The 16,164-nt window shown below is 68.7% G+C and carries 15 protein-coding genes; 6 read left to right on the top strand and 9 right to left on the bottom strand.

All coding sequences use genetic code 11. From position 1 onward, the window contains the following. Positions 1 to 2: 2 nt before the first annotated feature. The 5 genes from NR810_RS44305 to NR810_RS44285 form a co-directional block, all read right to left on the bottom strand. Positions 3 to 764, bottom strand: coding sequence for a hypothetical protein (locus tag NR810_RS44305; protein WP_257461604.1), 762 nt, complete (start codon positions 762 to 764; stop codon positions 3 to 5). A 7-nt stretch (positions 765 to 771) separates the two neighbouring features. After that, complete coding sequence (locus NR810_RS44300) at positions 772 to 2,211, bottom strand: pre-toxin TG domain-containing protein (protein ID WP_257461603.1); 1,440 nt, start codon at positions 2,209 to 2,211, stop codon at positions 772 to 774. Between the two features lie 157 nt (positions 2,212 to 2,368). Beyond that, on the bottom strand, positions 2,369 to 3,145 hold the full coding sequence (locus NR810_RS44295) for a hypothetical protein (RefSeq protein ID WP_257461600.1): 777 nt from the start codon (positions 3,143 to 3,145) through the stop codon (positions 2,369 to 2,371). 9 nt (positions 3,146 to 3,154) lie between these two features. Next, entirely contained in the window at positions 3,155 to 4,657 is a 1,503-nt protein-coding gene (locus NR810_RS44290) for a pre-toxin TG domain-containing protein (protein WP_257461598.1), read from the bottom strand. 34 nt (positions 4,658 to 4,691) lie between these two features. Beyond that, positions 4,692 to 5,819 (bottom strand): spore photoproduct lyase family protein, encoded by a 1,128-nt coding sequence (locus tag NR810_RS44285; RefSeq protein WP_257461597.1) that lies wholly within the window; start codon positions 5,817 to 5,819, stop codon positions 4,692 to 4,694. 91 nt (positions 5,820 to 5,910) lie between these two features. Between NR810_RS44285 and NR810_RS44280 the strand changes: the two genes are divergently transcribed. Beyond that, complete coding sequence (locus tag NR810_RS44280) at positions 5,911 to 6,282, top strand: hypothetical protein (RefSeq protein ID WP_257461594.1); 372 nt, start codon at positions 5,911 to 5,913, stop codon at positions 6,280 to 6,282. Here NR810_RS44280 and NR810_RS44275 read toward each other — a convergent pair whose 3' ends face one another. Further along, positions 6,283 to 7,368 carry an aldo/keto reductase gene (locus tag NR810_RS44275; protein ID WP_257461592.1) on the bottom strand — a complete coding sequence of 362 codons (1,086 nt, stop codon included), beginning with the start codon at positions 7,366 to 7,368 and terminating at the stop codon, positions 6,283 to 6,285. A 133-nt stretch (positions 7,369 to 7,501) separates the two neighbouring features. Between NR810_RS44275 and NR810_RS52400 the strand changes: the two genes are divergently transcribed. The 3 genes from NR810_RS52400 to NR810_RS44255 all read left to right on the top strand — a co-directional run bounded on the left by NR810_RS52400 (position 7,502) and on the right by NR810_RS44255 (position 10,843). Beyond that, positions 7,502 to 8,224, top strand: coding sequence for a L,D-transpeptidase family protein (locus tag NR810_RS52400; protein WP_306819034.1), 723 nt, complete (start codon positions 7,502 to 7,504; stop codon positions 8,222 to 8,224). A 132-nt stretch (positions 8,225 to 8,356) separates the two neighbouring features. Further along, entirely contained in the window at positions 8,357 to 9,202 is an 846-nt protein-coding gene (locus NR810_RS44260; RefSeq protein WP_257461591.1) for an aldo/keto reductase, read from the top strand. A 132-nt stretch (positions 9,203 to 9,334) separates the two neighbouring features. Then, on the top strand, positions 9,335 to 10,843 hold the full coding sequence (locus NR810_RS44255) for a methyl-accepting chemotaxis protein (protein ID WP_257461588.1): 1,509 nt from the start codon (positions 9,335 to 9,337) through the stop codon (positions 10,841 to 10,843). A 100-nt stretch (positions 10,844 to 10,943) separates the two neighbouring features. Here NR810_RS44255 and NR810_RS44250 read toward each other — a convergent pair whose 3' ends face one another. Together NR810_RS44250 and NR810_RS44245 are read right to left on the bottom strand one after the other, a co-directional pair. Beyond that, positions 10,944 to 11,498, bottom strand: coding sequence for a hypothetical protein (locus NR810_RS44250; RefSeq protein WP_257461585.1), 555 nt, complete (start codon positions 11,496 to 11,498; stop codon positions 10,944 to 10,946). 75 nt (positions 11,499 to 11,573) lie between these two features. Further along, positions 11,574 to 12,788 carry a CPBP family glutamic-type intramembrane protease gene (locus NR810_RS44245; RefSeq protein WP_257461583.1) on the bottom strand — a complete coding sequence of 405 codons (1,215 nt, stop codon included), beginning with the start codon at positions 12,786 to 12,788 and terminating at the stop codon, positions 11,574 to 11,576. A 196-nt stretch (positions 12,789 to 12,984) separates the two neighbouring features. Here NR810_RS44245 and NR810_RS44240 point away from each other — a divergent pair, with 196 nt between their 5' ends. Then, positions 12,985 to 14,121, top strand: coding sequence for a DUF819 family protein (locus tag NR810_RS44240; RefSeq protein WP_257461581.1), 1,137 nt, complete (start codon positions 12,985 to 12,987; stop codon positions 14,119 to 14,121). 31 nt (positions 14,122 to 14,152) lie between these two features. Here NR810_RS44240 and NR810_RS44235 read toward each other — a convergent pair whose 3' ends face one another. Continuing rightward, positions 14,153 to 15,142 carry a cupin domain-containing protein gene (locus NR810_RS44235; protein ID WP_257461579.1) on the bottom strand — a complete coding sequence of 330 codons (990 nt, stop codon included), beginning with the start codon at positions 15,140 to 15,142 and terminating at the stop codon, positions 14,153 to 14,155. Between the two features lie 159 nt (positions 15,143 to 15,301). Between NR810_RS44235 and NR810_RS44230 the strand changes: the two genes are divergently transcribed. Continuing rightward, positions 15,302 to 15,889 carry a hypothetical protein gene (locus NR810_RS44230; RefSeq protein ID WP_257461577.1) on the top strand — a complete coding sequence of 196 codons (588 nt, stop codon included), beginning with the start codon at positions 15,302 to 15,304 and terminating at the stop codon, positions 15,887 to 15,889. Positions 15,890 to 16,164 lie beyond the last annotated feature (275 nt).

Genomic DNA, 16,164 nt, shown 5'->3' with positions numbered 1-16,164 from the left:
TGTCACATCCCTGGCGGATGCAACACGGGGAGCCGGGTAGGCTTGAGATGACGCGCGTGGTCGTAGAAGCACTCGGGGCCGAGGTGCTCGATGAGGGCGCGCTCGCGGGCGTCACCGTGCTCGGTGCCGGCGTCGGTGGGCAACTCGTAGGGTTGTACGAGGACGAGGCCGTCACCGAGCGGCTTGCGACAGTCTTCTGGGAGGGAGGTGAGGCGCTCGCCGAACATGCTCACGAAGGGAGGGCCGAAGAAGTTGCGCCAGAAGAGGCCGGCGAGCCCTTCGCTGTAGTTGCGGACGGTGAAGTCCAGCCTGCTGCCGAGCTCCTCGGGAACCAGAAGATCGGTCTTGCGATCGATGTCCTCCTGGTGACCGGCGAAAGCCAGGGGGGCGCGTAAGAGCCGCATGAGCTCGGTCACCTGTTCAATATGCGCGGCTCGCCAGGCGGATTTTTTGGCGGTGTTGGGACTCGTGGCCAGGACGAGCCTTCCAAAACGGCGCTGGCTCTCCGGTCTGGCGGGCGAGAGCCAGAAGAAGTCCTGGTCGGTCCTGGCGGCGACACACAGGCACTCGCGTTCCTCGTAGAAGGCGAGGAGCACATCGAAGTCGACATGTTTCGGGTCGAGCGTCTCCCGCAGAGTGCCCGTGCCGTACCGCATGGGCGTGAACCACCGATACTGCTCAAGGCCGAGTCGGAGGAACTCACGGACGACAGCGGATGAGAGAAGACCGGGGGGCAGCTCAATCTGCGTTTCGAGGTGTCGCATCAGGACTCTACGGGAAGTATTTGATGGCTGCCCTGCCATCTTGGATGAGCGCTCTCAAATCTTGCTGAAGCGGATTCGTGAGTCGAGTCTTGCCTGCTGGGTGGCCGGCGGAACGAATCCACAGTTCGATGTGGCCCCCATACTTGCTCACGTAATCAATCATCGCCTTGAGATTCCCGGTAAGAGCCAGCTCCTGGCGACCCTTGGCCTCGACGAAGTGGTAGGGCTGACCCCACAGCAACTCGCCGGGGTTGCCACGCACTGAGTCAGGGATGAAGCCCACGGCCTGGCTGCCCGGTGGGGGCAGCATCAGCGCGGTGTTCTTCTCGAAGCTGGCGGCCTTGAGGATGGAGTCCTCGAAGGCACTGCCCGCCGGCTTGTTGGCGAGGATGGAGCGGTAGAGGCGCTCCCACTCGGGGTCGACGGCGTAGGAGAAGCGCCGGTACTTGAGCGGGTGGCGGAACTGGTAGTCCACCCAGCACTGTGCCAGGTGCTCGGCGCTGCCGGGCAGCATGCGTGCGCCAGTGGGAAGGGCCCGCGCTCCCAGCAGGGGTGGTTTCTGCCCGCGACGCAGGGCCGCGGTAGCCTCGTCCAAGGGCTTCTCCAACTTGCCGGCCACCTTCCGCAGGAAGGCCAGCTCCTCATCGGCCAGGGTGCCACCCCTGTCCGCGGCCCGCTGGAGGATGCGCTCGATTTCCTTCACGTCCTGGGCGCTCAGCTGGGAAGCGACGCGGGAGAGCACCCGCACCTCGTGCAGACTCCTGCCGGTGACGAGCGCCACCCGCTCCAGGGCCGTCTCTCCGCCCTCTTTGAGCAGCTTGCCGTTGGCGAAGGGCAGCACCACGCCCAGCACGTGGATGAGCCGCTCGGTGTCACTGAGCGGATGGCCGGTGATGCTCTGGCCGGAGAGGGCGGCCGCGAGGTCCGACACGTCACCGACAACGGGAGTGAGGCCGATGGCCAGCTCCGCCACCAGTTCCTCTTGGGTGTACGAGTCCGCGGGAGGAGGGGAGTAGTCGAGGTGGGGAGGAGCCTGCTTACCCAGCTCGATGGCGGTGGCCAGGGAGGAGCGGCTGGCCAGCAGGTAGAGGGCGACTTCCGAGGGGCTGCGGCGCAGGAAGTCAGGGTCCTGCGTGTGCGAGTAGGCCCAGGCGAGGGTGGCGCGCACGAGGGCGTCGAGGGACTTCTCACGCAGGGGGTGCTCGGTGAGGAGGTGGCCGGGAGCGATGCGGCGCAGGTGCGAGGCATGCGTCTCCATGAGGAGCATGCCCCATTGCAGGTACTCCTCGAGCCTGGCCTCCACGGCCTTCCAATGCGCGGCCTCCTCCGGGCTCAGGGCGCGGGAGTGTCTGAAGGAGCCGCCAGGCTCGTAGCGCAGCGTGCCCGAGCGAGGCGACCTGCCCGCGTACCCGGGTCCGGAACAGGCCACCAGGGACACCAGGAGCATCGCGGCCAGGAGCCGTGTGGAAGCGACAGCCAGGAGCGGAAGCGTCGAGCGCGGAGCCGGCACGGCCCCAGGCTATGCGCATGCGCTGGGCGAGCAGTTGCAAAGAGGGCTCATTCGTCAACCAGGCGGGTGCAACACGGGGAGCCGGGTGGCCTCTTCAGGTCCCAGGAGGAGCCAGGAGGGGGAGGCGGGAGGGCTTGAGGTGGTGGGTATGGTCGTAGAAGCACTCGGGGCCGAGGTGCTCGATGAGGGCGCGCTCGAGGGCGTCACCGTGCTCGGTGCCGGCGTCGGTGGGCAGCTCATAGGGCTGCACGAGGACGAGGCCGTCACCGAGCGGCTTGCGACAGTCCTCGGGGAGTGAAGCGAGGCGCTCGCCGAACATGCTCACGAAGGGAGGGCCGAAGAAGTTGCGCCAGAAGAGGCCCGCGAGACCTTCGCTGTAGTTGCGGACGGTGGGGCTCTCCATTGAGCCAATGCCGTCGTCACAGGGAACCATCCGCCTGGTTTTGCGCTCGCGATCCTCGGCCAACGCGGCCACTGCCAGAGGCGAACGCACGATTCGCATCACCTCGGCAACCTGGTCGATATGCGCTACACGCCAGGAGGCCCCAAGGGCGGATCTCACGGATGTATCCCAGAGGAGCTTCCCCTTGTGCGGTGGGGAATCGGCGCGGGCCGGAAAGATGCAGATGAAGTCCTTGTCAGTCCGGGCAGCGACGCAGAGTGATTGGTACTTTTCGTAGACCGAAATCAGCGCGTCATAGTTGATGTGTCCCGGCTCGAGCCTCTCGTCCCAGGATGGGGACCTTCCGTAGCGTACGGGGACGAACCATCGATACTTCTCGAAAACGAGCCTGAGAAACTTCTCGATGACCACGCTCGATGGTGGTCCTGGCGGCAGGTAGATATCCGTGGAGAGGTACCGCACGGGCATGTGTGAATCCTAAGGGGAGTCCTTCAAGCTCGCTTTGCCATCGTCGGCGAGTTCATCCAAATACCGTCGGAGCGGCTCCGTGAGTCGAGTCTTGCCGGCGGGATGCCTGGCGGAACGAATCCACAACTCGACGTGACCTCCATGATCACGCACGTAGTCGAGCATGGCCTTGAGGTTTCCAGTGAGCGCCAATTCCTGGCGACCCTTGGCCTCGACGAAGTGGTAGGGCTGACCCCACAGCAACTCGCCGGGGTTGCCACGCACTGAGTCAGGGATGAAGCCCACGGCCTGGCTGCCCGGTGGGGGCAGCATCAGCGCGGTGTTCTTCTCGAAGCTGGCGGCCTTGAGGATGGAGTCCTCGAAGGCACTGCCCGCCGGCTTGTTGGCGAGGATGGAGCGGTAGAGGCGCTCCCACTCGGGGTCGACGGCGTAGGAGAAGCGCCGGTACTTGAGCGGGTGGCGGAACTGGTAGTCCACCCAGCACTGTGCCAGGTGCTCGGCGCTGCCGGGCAGCATGCGTGCGCCCGTGGGAAGGGCCCGCGCTCCCAGAAGGGGTGGTTTCTGCCCGCGACGCAGGGCCGCGGTAGCCTCGTCCAAGGGCTTCTCCAACTTGCCGGCCACCTTCCGCAGGAAGGCCAGCTCCTCATCGGCCAGGGTGCCACCCCTGTCCGCGGCCCGCTGGAGGATGCGCTCGATTTCCTTCACGTCCTGGGCGCTCAGCTGGGAAGCGACGCGGGAGAGCACCCGCACCTCGTGCAGGCTCCTGCCGGTGACGAGTGCCACCCGCTCCAGGGCAGCCTGTCCGCCCTCTTTGAGCAGCTTGCCGTTAGCGAAGGGCAGCACCACGCCCAGCACGTGGATGAGCCGCTCGGTGTCAGTGAGGGGGTGGCCAGTAAAGCTCTCGCCGGAGAGGGCCGCCGTCAGGTCGGTGATTTCCCCGAGAAAGGGAGTGAGGCCGATGGCCAGCTCCGCCACCAGCTCGCCCTCGGAGTAGGAGTCGGCGGGAGGAGGGGAGTAGTCGAGGTGGGGAGGGGCGCGCTTGCCCAGCTCGATGGCGGTGGCCAGGGAGGATCGGCTGGCCAGCAGGTAGAGGGCGACTTCGGAGGGACTGCGGCGCAGGAAGTCGGGGTCCTGCGTGTGCGAGTAGGCCCAGGCGAGGGTGGCGCGCACGAGGGCATCGAGGGACTTCTCACGCAGGGGGTGCTCGGTGAGGAGGTAGCCGGGAGCGATGCGGCGCAGGTGCGAGGCATGGGTCTCCATGAGGAGCATGCCCCATTGCAGGTACTCCTCCAGCTTGGCCTCCACGGCCTTCCAATGCGCGGCCTCCTCCGGGCTCAGGGCGCGGGAGTGTCTGAAGGAGCCCCCGGGCTCGTAGCGCAGCGTGCCCAGGCGAAGTGGCCCGCCCTGGTACCCAGGCCCGGCGCAGGCCACGAGGCACAACAGGAGCAGGGCCGCGATGGGTCGCGGGGCTGCTGCGGACAGGAGCGGAAGCGTCGAGCGCGGAGCCGGCACGGCCCCAGGCTATGTCAGAGGCCCCGTGCCCGGCTCAGAACGCGTAGCGCACGCGGCAGTACGGCATGCGCCGGGCGAGCAGTTGCTTGAGCTCCTCGACGAGCCTGCCCTTGAGCCCGGTGCGGTAGCGCACGTTGGCGCCGCCGCCCTGGGACACCTTGGCCTCCTGGAGCTCGGGCCGCCACAGCAGCTCCTCGGCCTTCGGGTGCCAGCGCAGGTTCACCTCGTGCAGCCGCTCGTTGTGGGTGAGGAAGATGACCTCGGCGGCGAGCTGCTCCTTCGCCTTGTCGCCAATCGTGTCGTCCACCTGCTGGAACAGCGCGTCGTACTCGTCCTGCCAGCCCTCGGAGATGACCACGGGCGAGAAGTTCAGGTGCACCTCGTAGCCGGCGTCCACGAAGTCGTCGATGGCGGCGATGCGCTCGGCGATGGGGCTGGTGCGCACGTCGAGCAGCTTCGCCTTGCCGTGCGGCATGAGGCTGAAGCGGATGCGCGTCTTGCCTCGGGGCGAGTAGGTGAGCAGCTCGCGGTTCACCAGCTTGGTGGCGAACGAGCCCATGGCGTTGGGCAGCGTGGTGAAGAGCCGCACCAGGTCCCGCACGTTGTCACTCAGGGCCGCGTCGGCCGAGCAGTCGCTGTTGCAGCCGATGTCATAGACCCAGTAGCGCGGGTCCACGGAGTTGGGCTCCGTCTTGGGCCCGAGCTTCCCCGCGTGGCGGCGGATGGCCGCCACGATCTGCTCGATGTTGACGAAGACGGTGACGGGGTTGGCGTAGCCCTTGTGCCGCGGCACGTAGCAGTAGGCGCAGCTCATCACGCAGCCGTTGGCGGCCGAGGGCGGGAGGAAGTCGGCGCTGCGGCCGTTCTCCTCGAAGGACATGGACTTCTTCACGCCCAGCACGAGGGTGCTGCCCTTGATGCGGTTCCACGCCTCGGCGTTGCCCTCGTTGCCGAAGAGGCCGGGGATGTTCCAGTGCGAGCGCACCTCGATGCGCTCGGCGCCGGGGAAGCGCGCGAGGATGTCCCGGCCCCGGGTGAAGCGCTCGATGCCGGGCTCCAGATAGATGCGGGAGACCTTCAGCAGGTGGGCGAGCGGGCCGGGCGGGAGTGGCTCTGGGGGAAACAGGTCCAGGTTCGTCACGGTCCAGGTAGGATGCGTCACGGACCCACACGTTCCTCCAGGGTGCGCGGAGCTGCGGCGAGAGGGCGGGCAGGCGGTACCTTGCTCGCGGGACATCGGTTAGAATGGCGCCATGCCCCCTGAAGAGCCAGGACTGGCGCCCGTCATCCGGCTCCCCGTCAAACCTCGCCCTTCTCTGCCCACCGTCCCCGTGGTGGAGCGCCCTCGCGAGCCCCTCCATGTCGTCCGGGCGCGCCGGATGAAGTGGGGGGTGCTGCTGACGGGTGTGGTGCTGGTGGGCGTCATGGGGTCGCTGCTGATGATGGCGATCGACTCCGTGGACGAGGCGGGAGGACCGCTGCGTCCGGCCCGGGAGGGTTCGTTCTCCGAGGCCGGGGCCGAGGACGCGACCCCCTTCCTGCCTTCCTCGGTGGAGCCGCAGAACCTCTCCGGACCCGCCTGGTTCTCGACCTCGGGGTCCGGTCAGGGCGGCTCCTCCAAGTAGCTAGTACCGCTCCGCGTCCGACTTCGGCGCCCAGGGCAGCGGGGGCGCGGAGACGCCGTTCACGGTGAGCCCTCCGTGCATGAAGGTGGGCGAGCCCTGGAGGAAGGCGGCGGGGAAGTTGAGCGTCGGCTGGGAGACCTCGTCGAGCGCGGCCACGTGGGCCGGGGAGAGCTTCACGTCCAGTGCGCCCAGGTTGGCCTCGAGCTGCTCCATCGTGCGAGCGCCGATGATGGTGGAGGTGACGCCGGGGCGGTTCTGCACCCAGGCGAGCGCCACGTGCGCGGGGGTGGCGCCCACCTCCTTCGCGACGCGTTGCAGCACGTCGATGACGGAGTAGGCGCGCTCGTTGAGGTTGCTCTCCACCCACGCGCCGCGGCCGGCCTTCACCTTGCCGGCGTTCTCCCGGGTGTACTTGCCGCTGAGCACGCCGCTCTTCAGGGGGGACCAGGGCGTCACCCCCAGCCCCAGCTCCTGGGCCATGGGGATGAGCTCGCCCTCCACGGTGCGCTCCAGCAGCGAGTACTCGATTTGCAGCGCCACGAGCGGTGTCCAGCCGCGGAACTGCGCGACGAGCTGCGCCTGGGCCGTCTTCCACGCGGGAGTATCCGAGAAGCCGATGTAGCGGACCTTGCCGGCGCGCACGAGGTCATCCAGGGCGCGCATCGTCTCCTCGATGGGGGTGTGGCGGTCCCACGCGTGCATCCACAGCAGGTCGATGTAGTCCGTCCGCAGGCGGCGCAGGGACTCGTGGGTGGAGGCGATGAGCGCCTTGGCGCCGGCACCGCCGCCGTTGGGATCCTCGGGGAAGAGGTTGCCGAAGAACTTGGTGGCGATGACGACGCGGTCGCGGCGCGAGGGCGTGCGGCCGATGTGGTCGCCGATGATTTTCTCCGAGTGGCCGCGCGTGTAGGCGTTGGCGGTGTCGATGAAGTTGCCGCCCAGGGCGAGGAAGCGGTCCATGATGGCGTTGGAGTCCTGGACGCTGGAGCCCCAGCCGAGGTCATCGCCAAAGGTCATGGCGCCGAGGCAGAGGGGGCTGACGCGCAGGCCGGAGCGGCCGAGGGTGACGTAGTGGTTGAGAGGCATGGTGTGGAGTCTCTCCAGGTGGAGGGGAGCCCGGTGCTAACGCGTCCCCCGGTGGCCCGCCACGCGGGAGCCCCGTCCTCGCTTCGTTGTGACATCCATGGAACGTTGGAGGCGTGCGAGGCGTACCCGGGGCATGACACGAATGCTCTTCATGGTGGGGCTGCTGACAGCGCTGACTGCGGGTGCGGAGGATCGGGTGGAGAAGGCGAGGCGGGCGAAGGCGCGCGTCGTGGCGGACACCTTCGCGGCGGCGGGAGTCTCCTGGCCGCCGGACGAGCTGTACGTGCGGGCCTTCAAACAGGAGCGGGAGCTGGAGGTCTGGGCGGGGGCGCGGGGTCAGCCGCTGCGCATGGTGAAGACGTTCCCCTTTTGCGCGGCCTCGGGGGACGTGGGGCCCAAGCGCCGCGAGGGCGACGAGCAGGTGCCGGAGGGCTTCTACACGCTGGACCACTTCAACCCGCGCAGCCTGTTCCACCTGTCCATGCGGGTGAGCTACCCGAACGACGCGGACCGCGTCCGGGGCGAGCGTCCCCTGGGCGGCAACATCTATATCCACGGCGATTGCGCGAGCCTCGGCTGCATCGCCATCGAGGATGGCCCCATCGAGGAGCTGTACCTGATGGTGCTGGACGCGCGGGCGCGGATGAAGCGGGACGTGCCCATCCACATCTTCCCGCGCCGGCTGGACGCGGCGGGCCTGGCGGCGCTGGCGAAGCACCCACGGGCCACACCGGAGCGGGTGGCCTTCTGGCGCGGCCTGGAGCCGGGCTGGCGGCTCTTCGAGGAGACGCGGCGCCCGCCCCGGGTGACAGTGGATTCCAGGACAGGGGCCTACCACGTGCGGCCCGGGCGGTAGAGAGGCCGGGACGAGCGGTGGGGGGCTCGGGGGTTGGCCCACCAGGGAGCGAGTGTGGGCCAGGGAACGGACGGCGGGGACTGGCGTGCGGCGGGGCCGGGGGCCTGCGAGCCTGCGTGAAGGAGGAGGCACATGGAGAAGCGCGTCTTCGGCCCCACGGGTGTGTCCGTGCCGGTGCTCGGGCAGGGCACCTGGCAGATGGAGGGAGATGACCGGGAGGGAGCCATCCGCTCGCTCCAGGTGGGGCTGGACCTGGGCCTGACGCACGTGGACACGGCGGAGCTCTACGGCTACGGCGAGGTGGAGGAGCTGGTGGCCGAGGCGATCGCCGGGCGGCGCGACGAGGTCTTCCTCGTGTCCAAGGTGATGCCCAACAACGCCACCTACGAGGGGACGCTGAAGGCCTGCGAGCGCTCCCTCCGGAAGCTGAAGACGGACCGTCTGGACTGCTACCTGCTGCACTGGCCGGGGGCACACCCCCTGGAGGAGACCCTTCGCGCCTTCGAGCGGCTGCGGACGGACGGAAAAATCCGGGCCTGGGGGGTGAGCAACTTCGACGTGGACGACCTGGAGGAGGTGCTGGAGCTGGTGGGGCCGGGGAAGCTGGCCTGCAACCAGGTGCTCTACCACCTGCGCGAGCGCTACATCGAGCACCGGGTGTTGCCGTGGTGCGAGCGGCACGGGGTGGCGCTGGTGGGCTACAGCCCCTTTGGCAGCGGAGACTTCCCAGGGGCTGAGAGTCCGGACGGGCGGGTGCTGGAGGAGGTGGCGCGGGCGCACGGGGCGACGCCGCGCCAGGTGGCGTTGAAGTTCCTCACGCGCCGTGCACCCCTCTTCGCCATCCCCAAGGCGAGCCACGAGGCACACACCCGGGACAACGCGGCGGCGGACGGGCTGCGGCTGACGGGGGAGGAGCTCGCCCGGCTGGAGGCCGCCTTCCCCCCGGGGCCGGTACAGCGGGAGCTGCCGGTGGTGTAGGACCCGCGTGGGTGGGTGGGGACCCGGGAGAGCGGGCGGGCGTGCGAATGCCCGCGCCGGGGAGTGCTCGGCGATCTGATACGGTGGCACGATGGGTGACGAGGCATCGGTCCTCGGGCCCGGCGTAGCGACATGGACACATCCCCCCGCTCTCTCCAGGCCGATGAGGCCTACCGCGAGTTCCTGCTGACGCGAGGTCCTGGCCGGCTGCGCCAGCTGTCCGTGCTCGGTGTGGTGGCCACCGCGGTGCTGTTCGCGTTGGACGTGCTGAACGTGCTCGTGGCGACGGGCGGGGAGGCCAGCCTGGGGGACATTGCCCTGGCGCGGCTGCCCTGGGTGCTGGTGCCGCTGCTGCTGGGGGTGCTGCGTGGGGTGCTGGGCCCGGCGGACGTGCCGGTGGCGGCGTTCCTGGCCACGGGGCTGTTCTCCATCGGCAACGATTGGACCTTCTACCAGATAGGGACGGCGGGCTCGGGCTACCACGTGGTGCTGGTGTTCCTGAACGCGCTGGTGGGCCCGTCGGTGATGCCGATCGGCCGGTGGGCGAGGCTGGGCTTCTACGGGCTGCTGGCGCTGGCGCACGTGGCCTTCGACATGCTGCTGTCGGGCGCGCCGCTGGCGAGCAAGCTGGTGCTGGACGTCACGCTGCTGGTGGCCCTGGTGGCGGTGGGCGTGCTGCTGGAGTCGCTGCACGGTGGGCACCGGCGGCAGTTCCTCCTGCGGCGCGAGATGCAGGCGGCGCTCAAGGAGCTGGAGACGTCGCGGAGCAAGGTGGTGGAGACGGGGCGGACGCTGGCGGGCTCGGCGCAGGTGCTGTCGTCGACCATCTCGGAGATGTCGCAGCAGGCGGCGCACGTGCGGATGGCGGCGCTGCGGATCGCCTCGGCGAGCGAGCAGATGGCGAGCGCGGCGGGGACGCTGTTCCGGCACTCGAGGGCGAGCGCGACGCAGGCGGAGGAGGCGCAGCGGTACACGGGCGAGGTGGACTCGCTGGTGAGCGGGATGGAGAGCAGCATGACGGCCATCGCGCACGCGGTGGGCCGCAGCGCGCTGAGCGTGCAGAAGCTGGAGGAGAGCTCGGACCGGATCCACGGCTTCGTGGAGACGATTCAGGAGATGGCGGCGGCGACGAACATGCTGGCGCTGAACGCCGGAATCGAGGCGGCGCGAGCGGGGGAGCACGGCCGGGGCTTCGCGGTGGTGGCCAAGGAGGTGGGCAAGCTGGCGGAGGAGTCGGGGAGGAGCTCGGCGCAGATTGGAGCGGTGGTGGGTGGGGTGACGCGGCAGATGGCGGAGACGCTGCAGGCGGTGGGGAACATCCGGGAGACGACGGCGCGCTTCACACCGGTGCTGGAGTCGGCGAGGACGACGCTGCGCTCCATCCGCGAGACGGTGCTGCAGAACCAGCAGTTGATGGAGAAGAGCTCGGGCGAGGCGGAGCGGCAGGCGGAGCAGACGACGCACATCTCGCAGGGGTGCGCGAGGCTGTTGGAGCTGGTGGACACGTACGCCCAGATGGGGACGGACGTATCGGCGACGGCGCTGCAGCTGGGCAAGATGGCGGACGAGCTGAAGAAGCTGTTGCCAGAGGAGTCACAACCGAAGACCCCCCCCTCTCCCTCCGGGAGAGGGAAAGGGTGAGGGTAAGGGTTCCCCGGGTCATACCCGTGTAAGCCCCCTCTCCCTCTGGGAGAGGGCTGGGGTGAGGGTCAGTCACTCGGAGCCAGTCACTCCGAGCCCGTCACTTCGAACCGGACGCGCGAGCGGGAGGCTCGGAGGGCGGTGCGGGAGGCGTTTCCGGCTGGGGATTGACCGGGGTGGCGATGGAGGCGGAGGCCGGGACAGCCGGCTGCTGAACCTTCAGGTCGGTCAGCTTGCCGATGGAGCGGGCCTGCTGCCGGAAGCTGGCGATGCTCTTGATGGCGTCATGCCAGAACTTGGCGCCGAAGGCGGTGGCGAAGCCCATCAAGGTGCAGCCGAGGGCATCGCGGAGGACGTTGGAGACGATGCCGCCGCGGGCCTTCCAGTCGGCGAGGACGTCGTCCCAGTCCATGTAGTGCTCGAAGAAGAGCAGGGTGGGCGCTCCGTCGCGGGTGACGGGGGTGAACAGCTCGAGCAGGTTGGCGTGGGTGACGAGGGCGAGCCCCACGGCGAACAGCATGTTGCGGCGGTCGAACTGGTCCTCGGACATCACCTTCCACTGCTTGACGAGCCAGTTGCGCATCAATTCGAGAACGCGCTCATGTACCGCCGCGAAGGCCGCGATGACGGCGGCGGCCTGGATGATCATCTCCATGGGTGCATTCCTCCCCACCGGGGAGACGGGGGGTGGACGAGGAATGTGACGGAGGTGGGGCGGAGCGCGGCGCGCCTACTGCTGTCCGGTGAGCTTCTCGAGGAGCCCGGAGCGCTGGAGCCACAGCATGAAGGCGAAGTTGAGGGTGTTGAAGGCGGCGTGGGCGAGCATCACGGAGGGGAGACGGAAGCGGTAGATGAAGACGAGGCCGAACCAGGCGCCGAGGGCGGCGGTCTGGAAGACGGCGAGGGTGCCCTGGTAGAAGTGCCCGAGGCCGAAGAGCACGGCGGAGACGACCACGGCGGCGTACCAGTGGCCGAGGACGGCGCGCAGCCGAGGGACGAGGAAGCCGCGGAAGGCGATCTCCTCGAAGCCGGTGACGAGCACCATGGCGGCGGCGAAGGCGGGCACGCTGAGGCCGGTCTCGACGAGCGCGGTGGCGACTTCCTTGCGCGCGAGCGTCTCCTTGCCGGCGAGCTTCAGGAGCGCGCCGAAGAAGGCGATGGGAACGGAAGCGGCGATGTGCGCGGCGTACGTGCCGAGGGTGACGGGGATGCCGAGGAGGAGCTCGCGGCCGAGCCCGTCGCGGACGAGCCCGAGCTGAGCGGGGCCCTGCCCATCCCGCCAGAGGAGGAGCGCGACGAGGAGGATGGCGCCGAGCGCGCGGAGGCACAGCCAGAGGATGGCGCCGGACCTGGCGAGCCCCGCCTTGCGCGCGGGCCCGAGCTGGACGGTCACCTCTCGAGGCTCTCCCTCGCGCTCGATGTCCAGACGGAGGGCGGTGCTGTTTCCGCCACCGGCCTCGCGGATGTGCTTCTGGAAGTCCAGCTCGGGGTCGGAGGAGGACAGGGGCTGACCGTCCACGGCGAGGATGCGGTCTCCCACCTCCAGGAGCCCGTCGGCGGGAAGACCCGGCAGCACACGGGTGAGCTCGACGACCTCTCGCGCGGGCTGCCCGTCGCGTTGCAGGGAGACGCTCTGGTGCGTCACGCCGAGCCGGGGAGAGGGCGCCTCGCCGAACCACTCACTGGCCGTCAGGGCCCCGAGGGCCATGGAGAAGAGGAGGAGCAGGACGAGGGCGCGGCCGGCATGGCCGGAGCGCCAGTCCGCCCAGGGGCGCAGGAGGAGGAGGCCCCACGCGAACAGGATGCAGGTGGCGGCGAGGAGGGGAGCCCTTCCGAGCACGGCGAAGTTCGCCGGGAGAAAGACGGAGAAGAGCACGAGGGCCGCTTCGGCGAGCGCCCGTCCGCGTGGAGGCGTGTTGGGGAGGAGCTGGGCGGAGATCCGCACGAGGAGGTTCCTGTGTTCCGTGGCACGCTACCGGGAGTCCACGTCGAGATGCAGCTGAAATGGCTCGTGTGGCACGGGCTCGACGGAGTGCTCGCCGGACTCACCCTGGGCTGCGTGCTGGCCCGGCTGCGCGACAGGCGGCGCACGGGATGCCCGGCGTTCCAGTAGGGTGGAGTCCCCGGGAGGAAGTTCGCCGATGACGATCATCCAGGTGCTGTTCTGCGTGTTCTTCCCGGTGGTGGCCATCTGGGCGTCGGAACGCTTCCGCGCGGTGCGGTTCCTCGGCCCGGTGACGCTCTGCTACGTGGCGGGAGTGTTCGCCGCGAACGTGCCCGGGGTGCGGCTCTCGGGGGAGACGGCGATGAGCGTGAGCGAGGCCGCCGTGCCCCTGGCCATTCCCCTGCTGCTGTTCTCCACGGATGTACGCGAGTGGCCGAAGCTCGCGCGCTCGCTGCTCATCTCCTTCGCGCTGGCGTGCGTGGCGGCGGTCGTCTCGGCGGGCCTCGTCGGCTGGTTCTTCCGGGACAGGACGGACGAGTGGTGGAAGATCGCCGGCATGTTGGTGGGAGTGTACGTCGGGGGGACCGCCAACATGGCCGCGATCGGGCGCGTGCTGGAGGCGCGGAGCGAGACCTTCATCCTGCTCAACGCGGCGGACCTGGCGGCGGGAGGCGCCTACCTCATCGTGCTGCTCACCTTCGCGCAGCGGCTGCTCCTGCGCTTCATGCGGCCCTTCACCGCGGCGCCGCACCACGAGGCCTTCGAGCACCCCGGGGAGCGGCTCGGCGTCTGGACGCGGCACCACCTGCGGGAGATGGGGCTCGGCTTCGCGCTCTCGGTGCTCATCGTGGCGGTGGCCCTGGGCGCGACGTGGGCCATGTTCCGGAAGCTGGAGGCCGGCCCGGCCCTGCTCGGCATCACCACGCTGGGCATCCTGGCCTCGCTGTCGAAGCGGATCCGCGCGCTGACGGGGGCCTATGAGCTGGGGGAGTACGTGCTGCTCGTCTTCTGCGTGGCCATGGGCTCGCTGGCGGATGCGCGGCTGCTGGGCGGGGGCAGCATGATGCTGGCGCTCTTCGTGGTGCTGGTGATGGGGCTCGCCATCGTCCTCCACGTCGCGCTCTCGGCGCTGCTGCGCATCGACGTGGACAGCACGATCATCTGCTCGACCGCGACCATCTACGGACCGGCGCAGATAGGCCCGGTGGCGGCGGCGCTGAAGAACCGCAGCCTGGTGGGGCCCGGCCTCACGCTCGGGCTGGCGGGCCTGGCGCTGGGCAACTACCTCGGGCTCGCCACGGCCTGGGGGCTGCGCTGGCTCGCGGGCGGCTGAGCGCACCCCGGGCTCGAGGTGCGCGAGGTCCTCAGTCCTTGCTCTTCCTGCACGCCAGGAACCCGAGCCTGTCGACGCGCTGCTTCCAGTCCTTGCGGAGCGCCTCGCGGAACTCGCCGCTGTCCAGCAGCGCGCGCAGCTCCTGGGTGGCGGCGTCGAGCTCCGAGGGCAGCTCGACGTCGGGCTGCCAGGTCTTGATGACCTTGTTCCTGGCGCCCAGCTTCGCGGAGAGGAACTCGCTCACGAACTCGCTCATCACCTCGGAGAGCGCGGTCTTGTGCCAGAAGCCGAGCCCGCAGGTGGCCACGACGCCGCCCATGCTCGTGGCGACGTGGTAGGCGGAGCCGGGCCAGTACATCAGGTCTCCGGGGCTGGCATCGAGCACGGTCGCATCCTTGCTGAAGAGCTCGATCGCATCCTCCCGGAGGGTGAGTTGCTCCATGCGCTCGGGGTGCTGATCGAAATACTCCTCCGGCCAGACGAGCATCCGCTTGCGTCCCGCGATGACGAGGGTCATCACGTCGGCGTGATCGTCCTTGTGGATGCCAAAGGGAGTCACGTCGTAGTCGCCGGCGAAGATGGTCGCCTCGACGTTCCTGGAGGGGATGCCGACCCGCTCGATGATGGGAACGACCAGCTGGCGATTGACCGCCCCGACGCGCTCGCTGAACAACTCGACATCATTCAGGATGACGCCGACCCGCGAGCCGCCAAAGGAACCGCCGACCTCCTTGATGTACTCCGGTACGTTCGCCCCTCGGGGCATGAACTTGCCGATCTCCATGGGGCCGATCTGCCGTCCCTCGACATAGAGGCGGGCGAAGCCACCGGGACGCTTGGGGCGCAAGGAATCCAACTCATCGCGGAGCGCCGCGTTCGCGTAGTTGCCCAGGGCCTCGAGCACGTCCTCGTCGGTCAGCAGGTCCTTCGGAAGGACTCCTTTGAAGACCACGGGCTTCTTGTTCCAGTATTCCTTCACGAACGTGTTCCAGAACTCTGGAGACAGGCCTTGTTGCTCCATGGAGTGCTCCCTTGTCGTGCCCGGACTCGACCGCAGCGCGTAGGCCGGGAATTCTAGACGGTGTGGTGCCGTGAGGTCCAACCTCCTCGGCGCCCGGGTTCCCGCGCATGGAGGCGACATGCCCTGACGCGCCTTGCGCTCCTTGAAGCGAGGAACGACATGAAGAGGGCGGTTCCATGCCCGTGGCGCGTGCTCGTCGACCCGGCGGTCGGGCTCAACCGGTTCGGCGTGATGGATGATTGGGATGGTGCGCCGCTCCGGCGCTTCGAGGCGGAGCTCACCTTCGCCCAGAACTTCAGGAGGACCTCCGATGGCGTCACCTTCGAGACGCTGTTCACCGGGTACTCGGACCAGCCGCTCAGGGACAGCGAGGACTGGGATGACGAGGTGGAGCACAACCTCTACCGCGCCTCGGGGACGCTCGGCATCGCGCTGCGCCGCTATCAGGAAGGACAGGGCTATACGCCGGCCCTACTGCCCGAGAAGGAGCACTATTCAGCCAGTACGACATCGTGGGCGCGGTGCGCAGGGGCGTGGAGGGGTGGAACATGGCCTTTGGCTTCCAGCTTCGTCAGCGTGCGAGGCAATCCGAACACGGGCGAGACACGGGGTGCCAGCGTCTACGTCGACATCAACTGGCTCCTGAATGCAGAGCTTCCAGGCCCTCGCCATTTTACGGGAGGCCCGAGAGGCGCTCACCGTGGCACGCCCGGGCCTGTCGGGGACGGAGCTGCTCGCGACGGATGACCTCGCCAGCCGGATTGACCACGCCACCTCGCCCTACTTCCTGTAGGAGGGTGCTCGGCGCTCGGGTGGCGGACTGGTGGAGTGTCCGACAGGTTTTTCAACATAGTCTCGGAGCGACAAGAGGTGGTCTCCGGGCGCGAGTTCGAGCAACTGGTCCGATGGCAGGGTTGGTCGGAATAAGGTGACGGGAAAAGTAGGTAACAGCAAGCAACCATGCTGGAGACGACCTGCTGCCCACCAGAAGAGCAGCCGACGAAGCGGAGGCGAGTGCCGCG

Origin of the sequence: Archangium lipolyticum, from assembly GCF_024623785.1 — a bacterium.
Lineage (GTDB): Bacteria > Myxococcota > Myxococcia > Myxococcales > Myxococcaceae > Archangium > Archangium lipolyticum.
Note: the sequence above shows the minus strand (reverse complement) of the source record. Positions and strands in the feature narration are given on the sequence as shown.

Bases quoted from the DNA above. Each gene is read 5' to 3' on its own strand.
- NR810_RS44305 (WP_257461604.1), bottom strand. From the start codon at position 764: ATGCGACACCTCGAAACGCAGATTGAGCTGCCCCCCGGTCTTCTCTCA.
- NR810_RS44300 (WP_257461603.1), bottom strand. From the start codon at position 2,211: ATGCTCCTGGTGTCCCTGGTGGCCTGTTCCGGACCCGGGTACGCGGGC.
- NR810_RS44295 (WP_257461600.1), bottom strand. From the start codon at position 3,145: ATGCCCGTGCGGTACCTCTCCACGGATATCTACCTGCCGCCAGGACCA.
- NR810_RS44280 (WP_257461594.1), top strand. From the start codon at position 5,911: ATGCCCCCTGAAGAGCCAGGACTGGCGCCCGTCATCCGGCTCCCCGTC.
- NR810_RS44275 (WP_257461592.1), bottom strand. From the start codon at position 7,368: ATGCCTCTCAACCACTACGTCACCCTCGGCCGCTCCGGCCTGCGCGTC.
- NR810_RS52400 (WP_306819034.1), top strand. From the start codon at position 7,502: ATGACACGAATGCTCTTCATGGTGGGGCTGCTGACAGCGCTGACTGCG.
- NR810_RS44260 (WP_257461591.1), top strand. From the start codon at position 8,357: ATGGAGAAGCGCGTCTTCGGCCCCACGGGTGTGTCCGTGCCGGTGCTC.
- NR810_RS44255 (WP_257461588.1), top strand. From the start codon at position 9,335: ATGGACACATCCCCCCGCTCTCTCCAGGCCGATGAGGCCTACCGCGAG.
- NR810_RS44250 (WP_257461585.1), bottom strand. From the start codon at position 11,498: ATGGAGATGATCATCCAGGCCGCCGCCGTCATCGCGGCCTTCGCGGCG.
- NR810_RS44240 (WP_257461581.1), top strand. From the start codon at position 12,985: ATGACGATCATCCAGGTGCTGTTCTGCGTGTTCTTCCCGGTGGTGGCC.
- NR810_RS44235 (WP_257461579.1), bottom strand. From the start codon at position 15,142: ATGGAGCAACAAGGCCTGTCTCCAGAGTTCTGGAACACGTTCGTGAAG.
- NR810_RS44230 (WP_257461577.1), top strand. From the start codon at position 15,302: ATGAAGAGGGCGGTTCCATGCCCGTGGCGCGTGCTCGTCGACCCGGCG.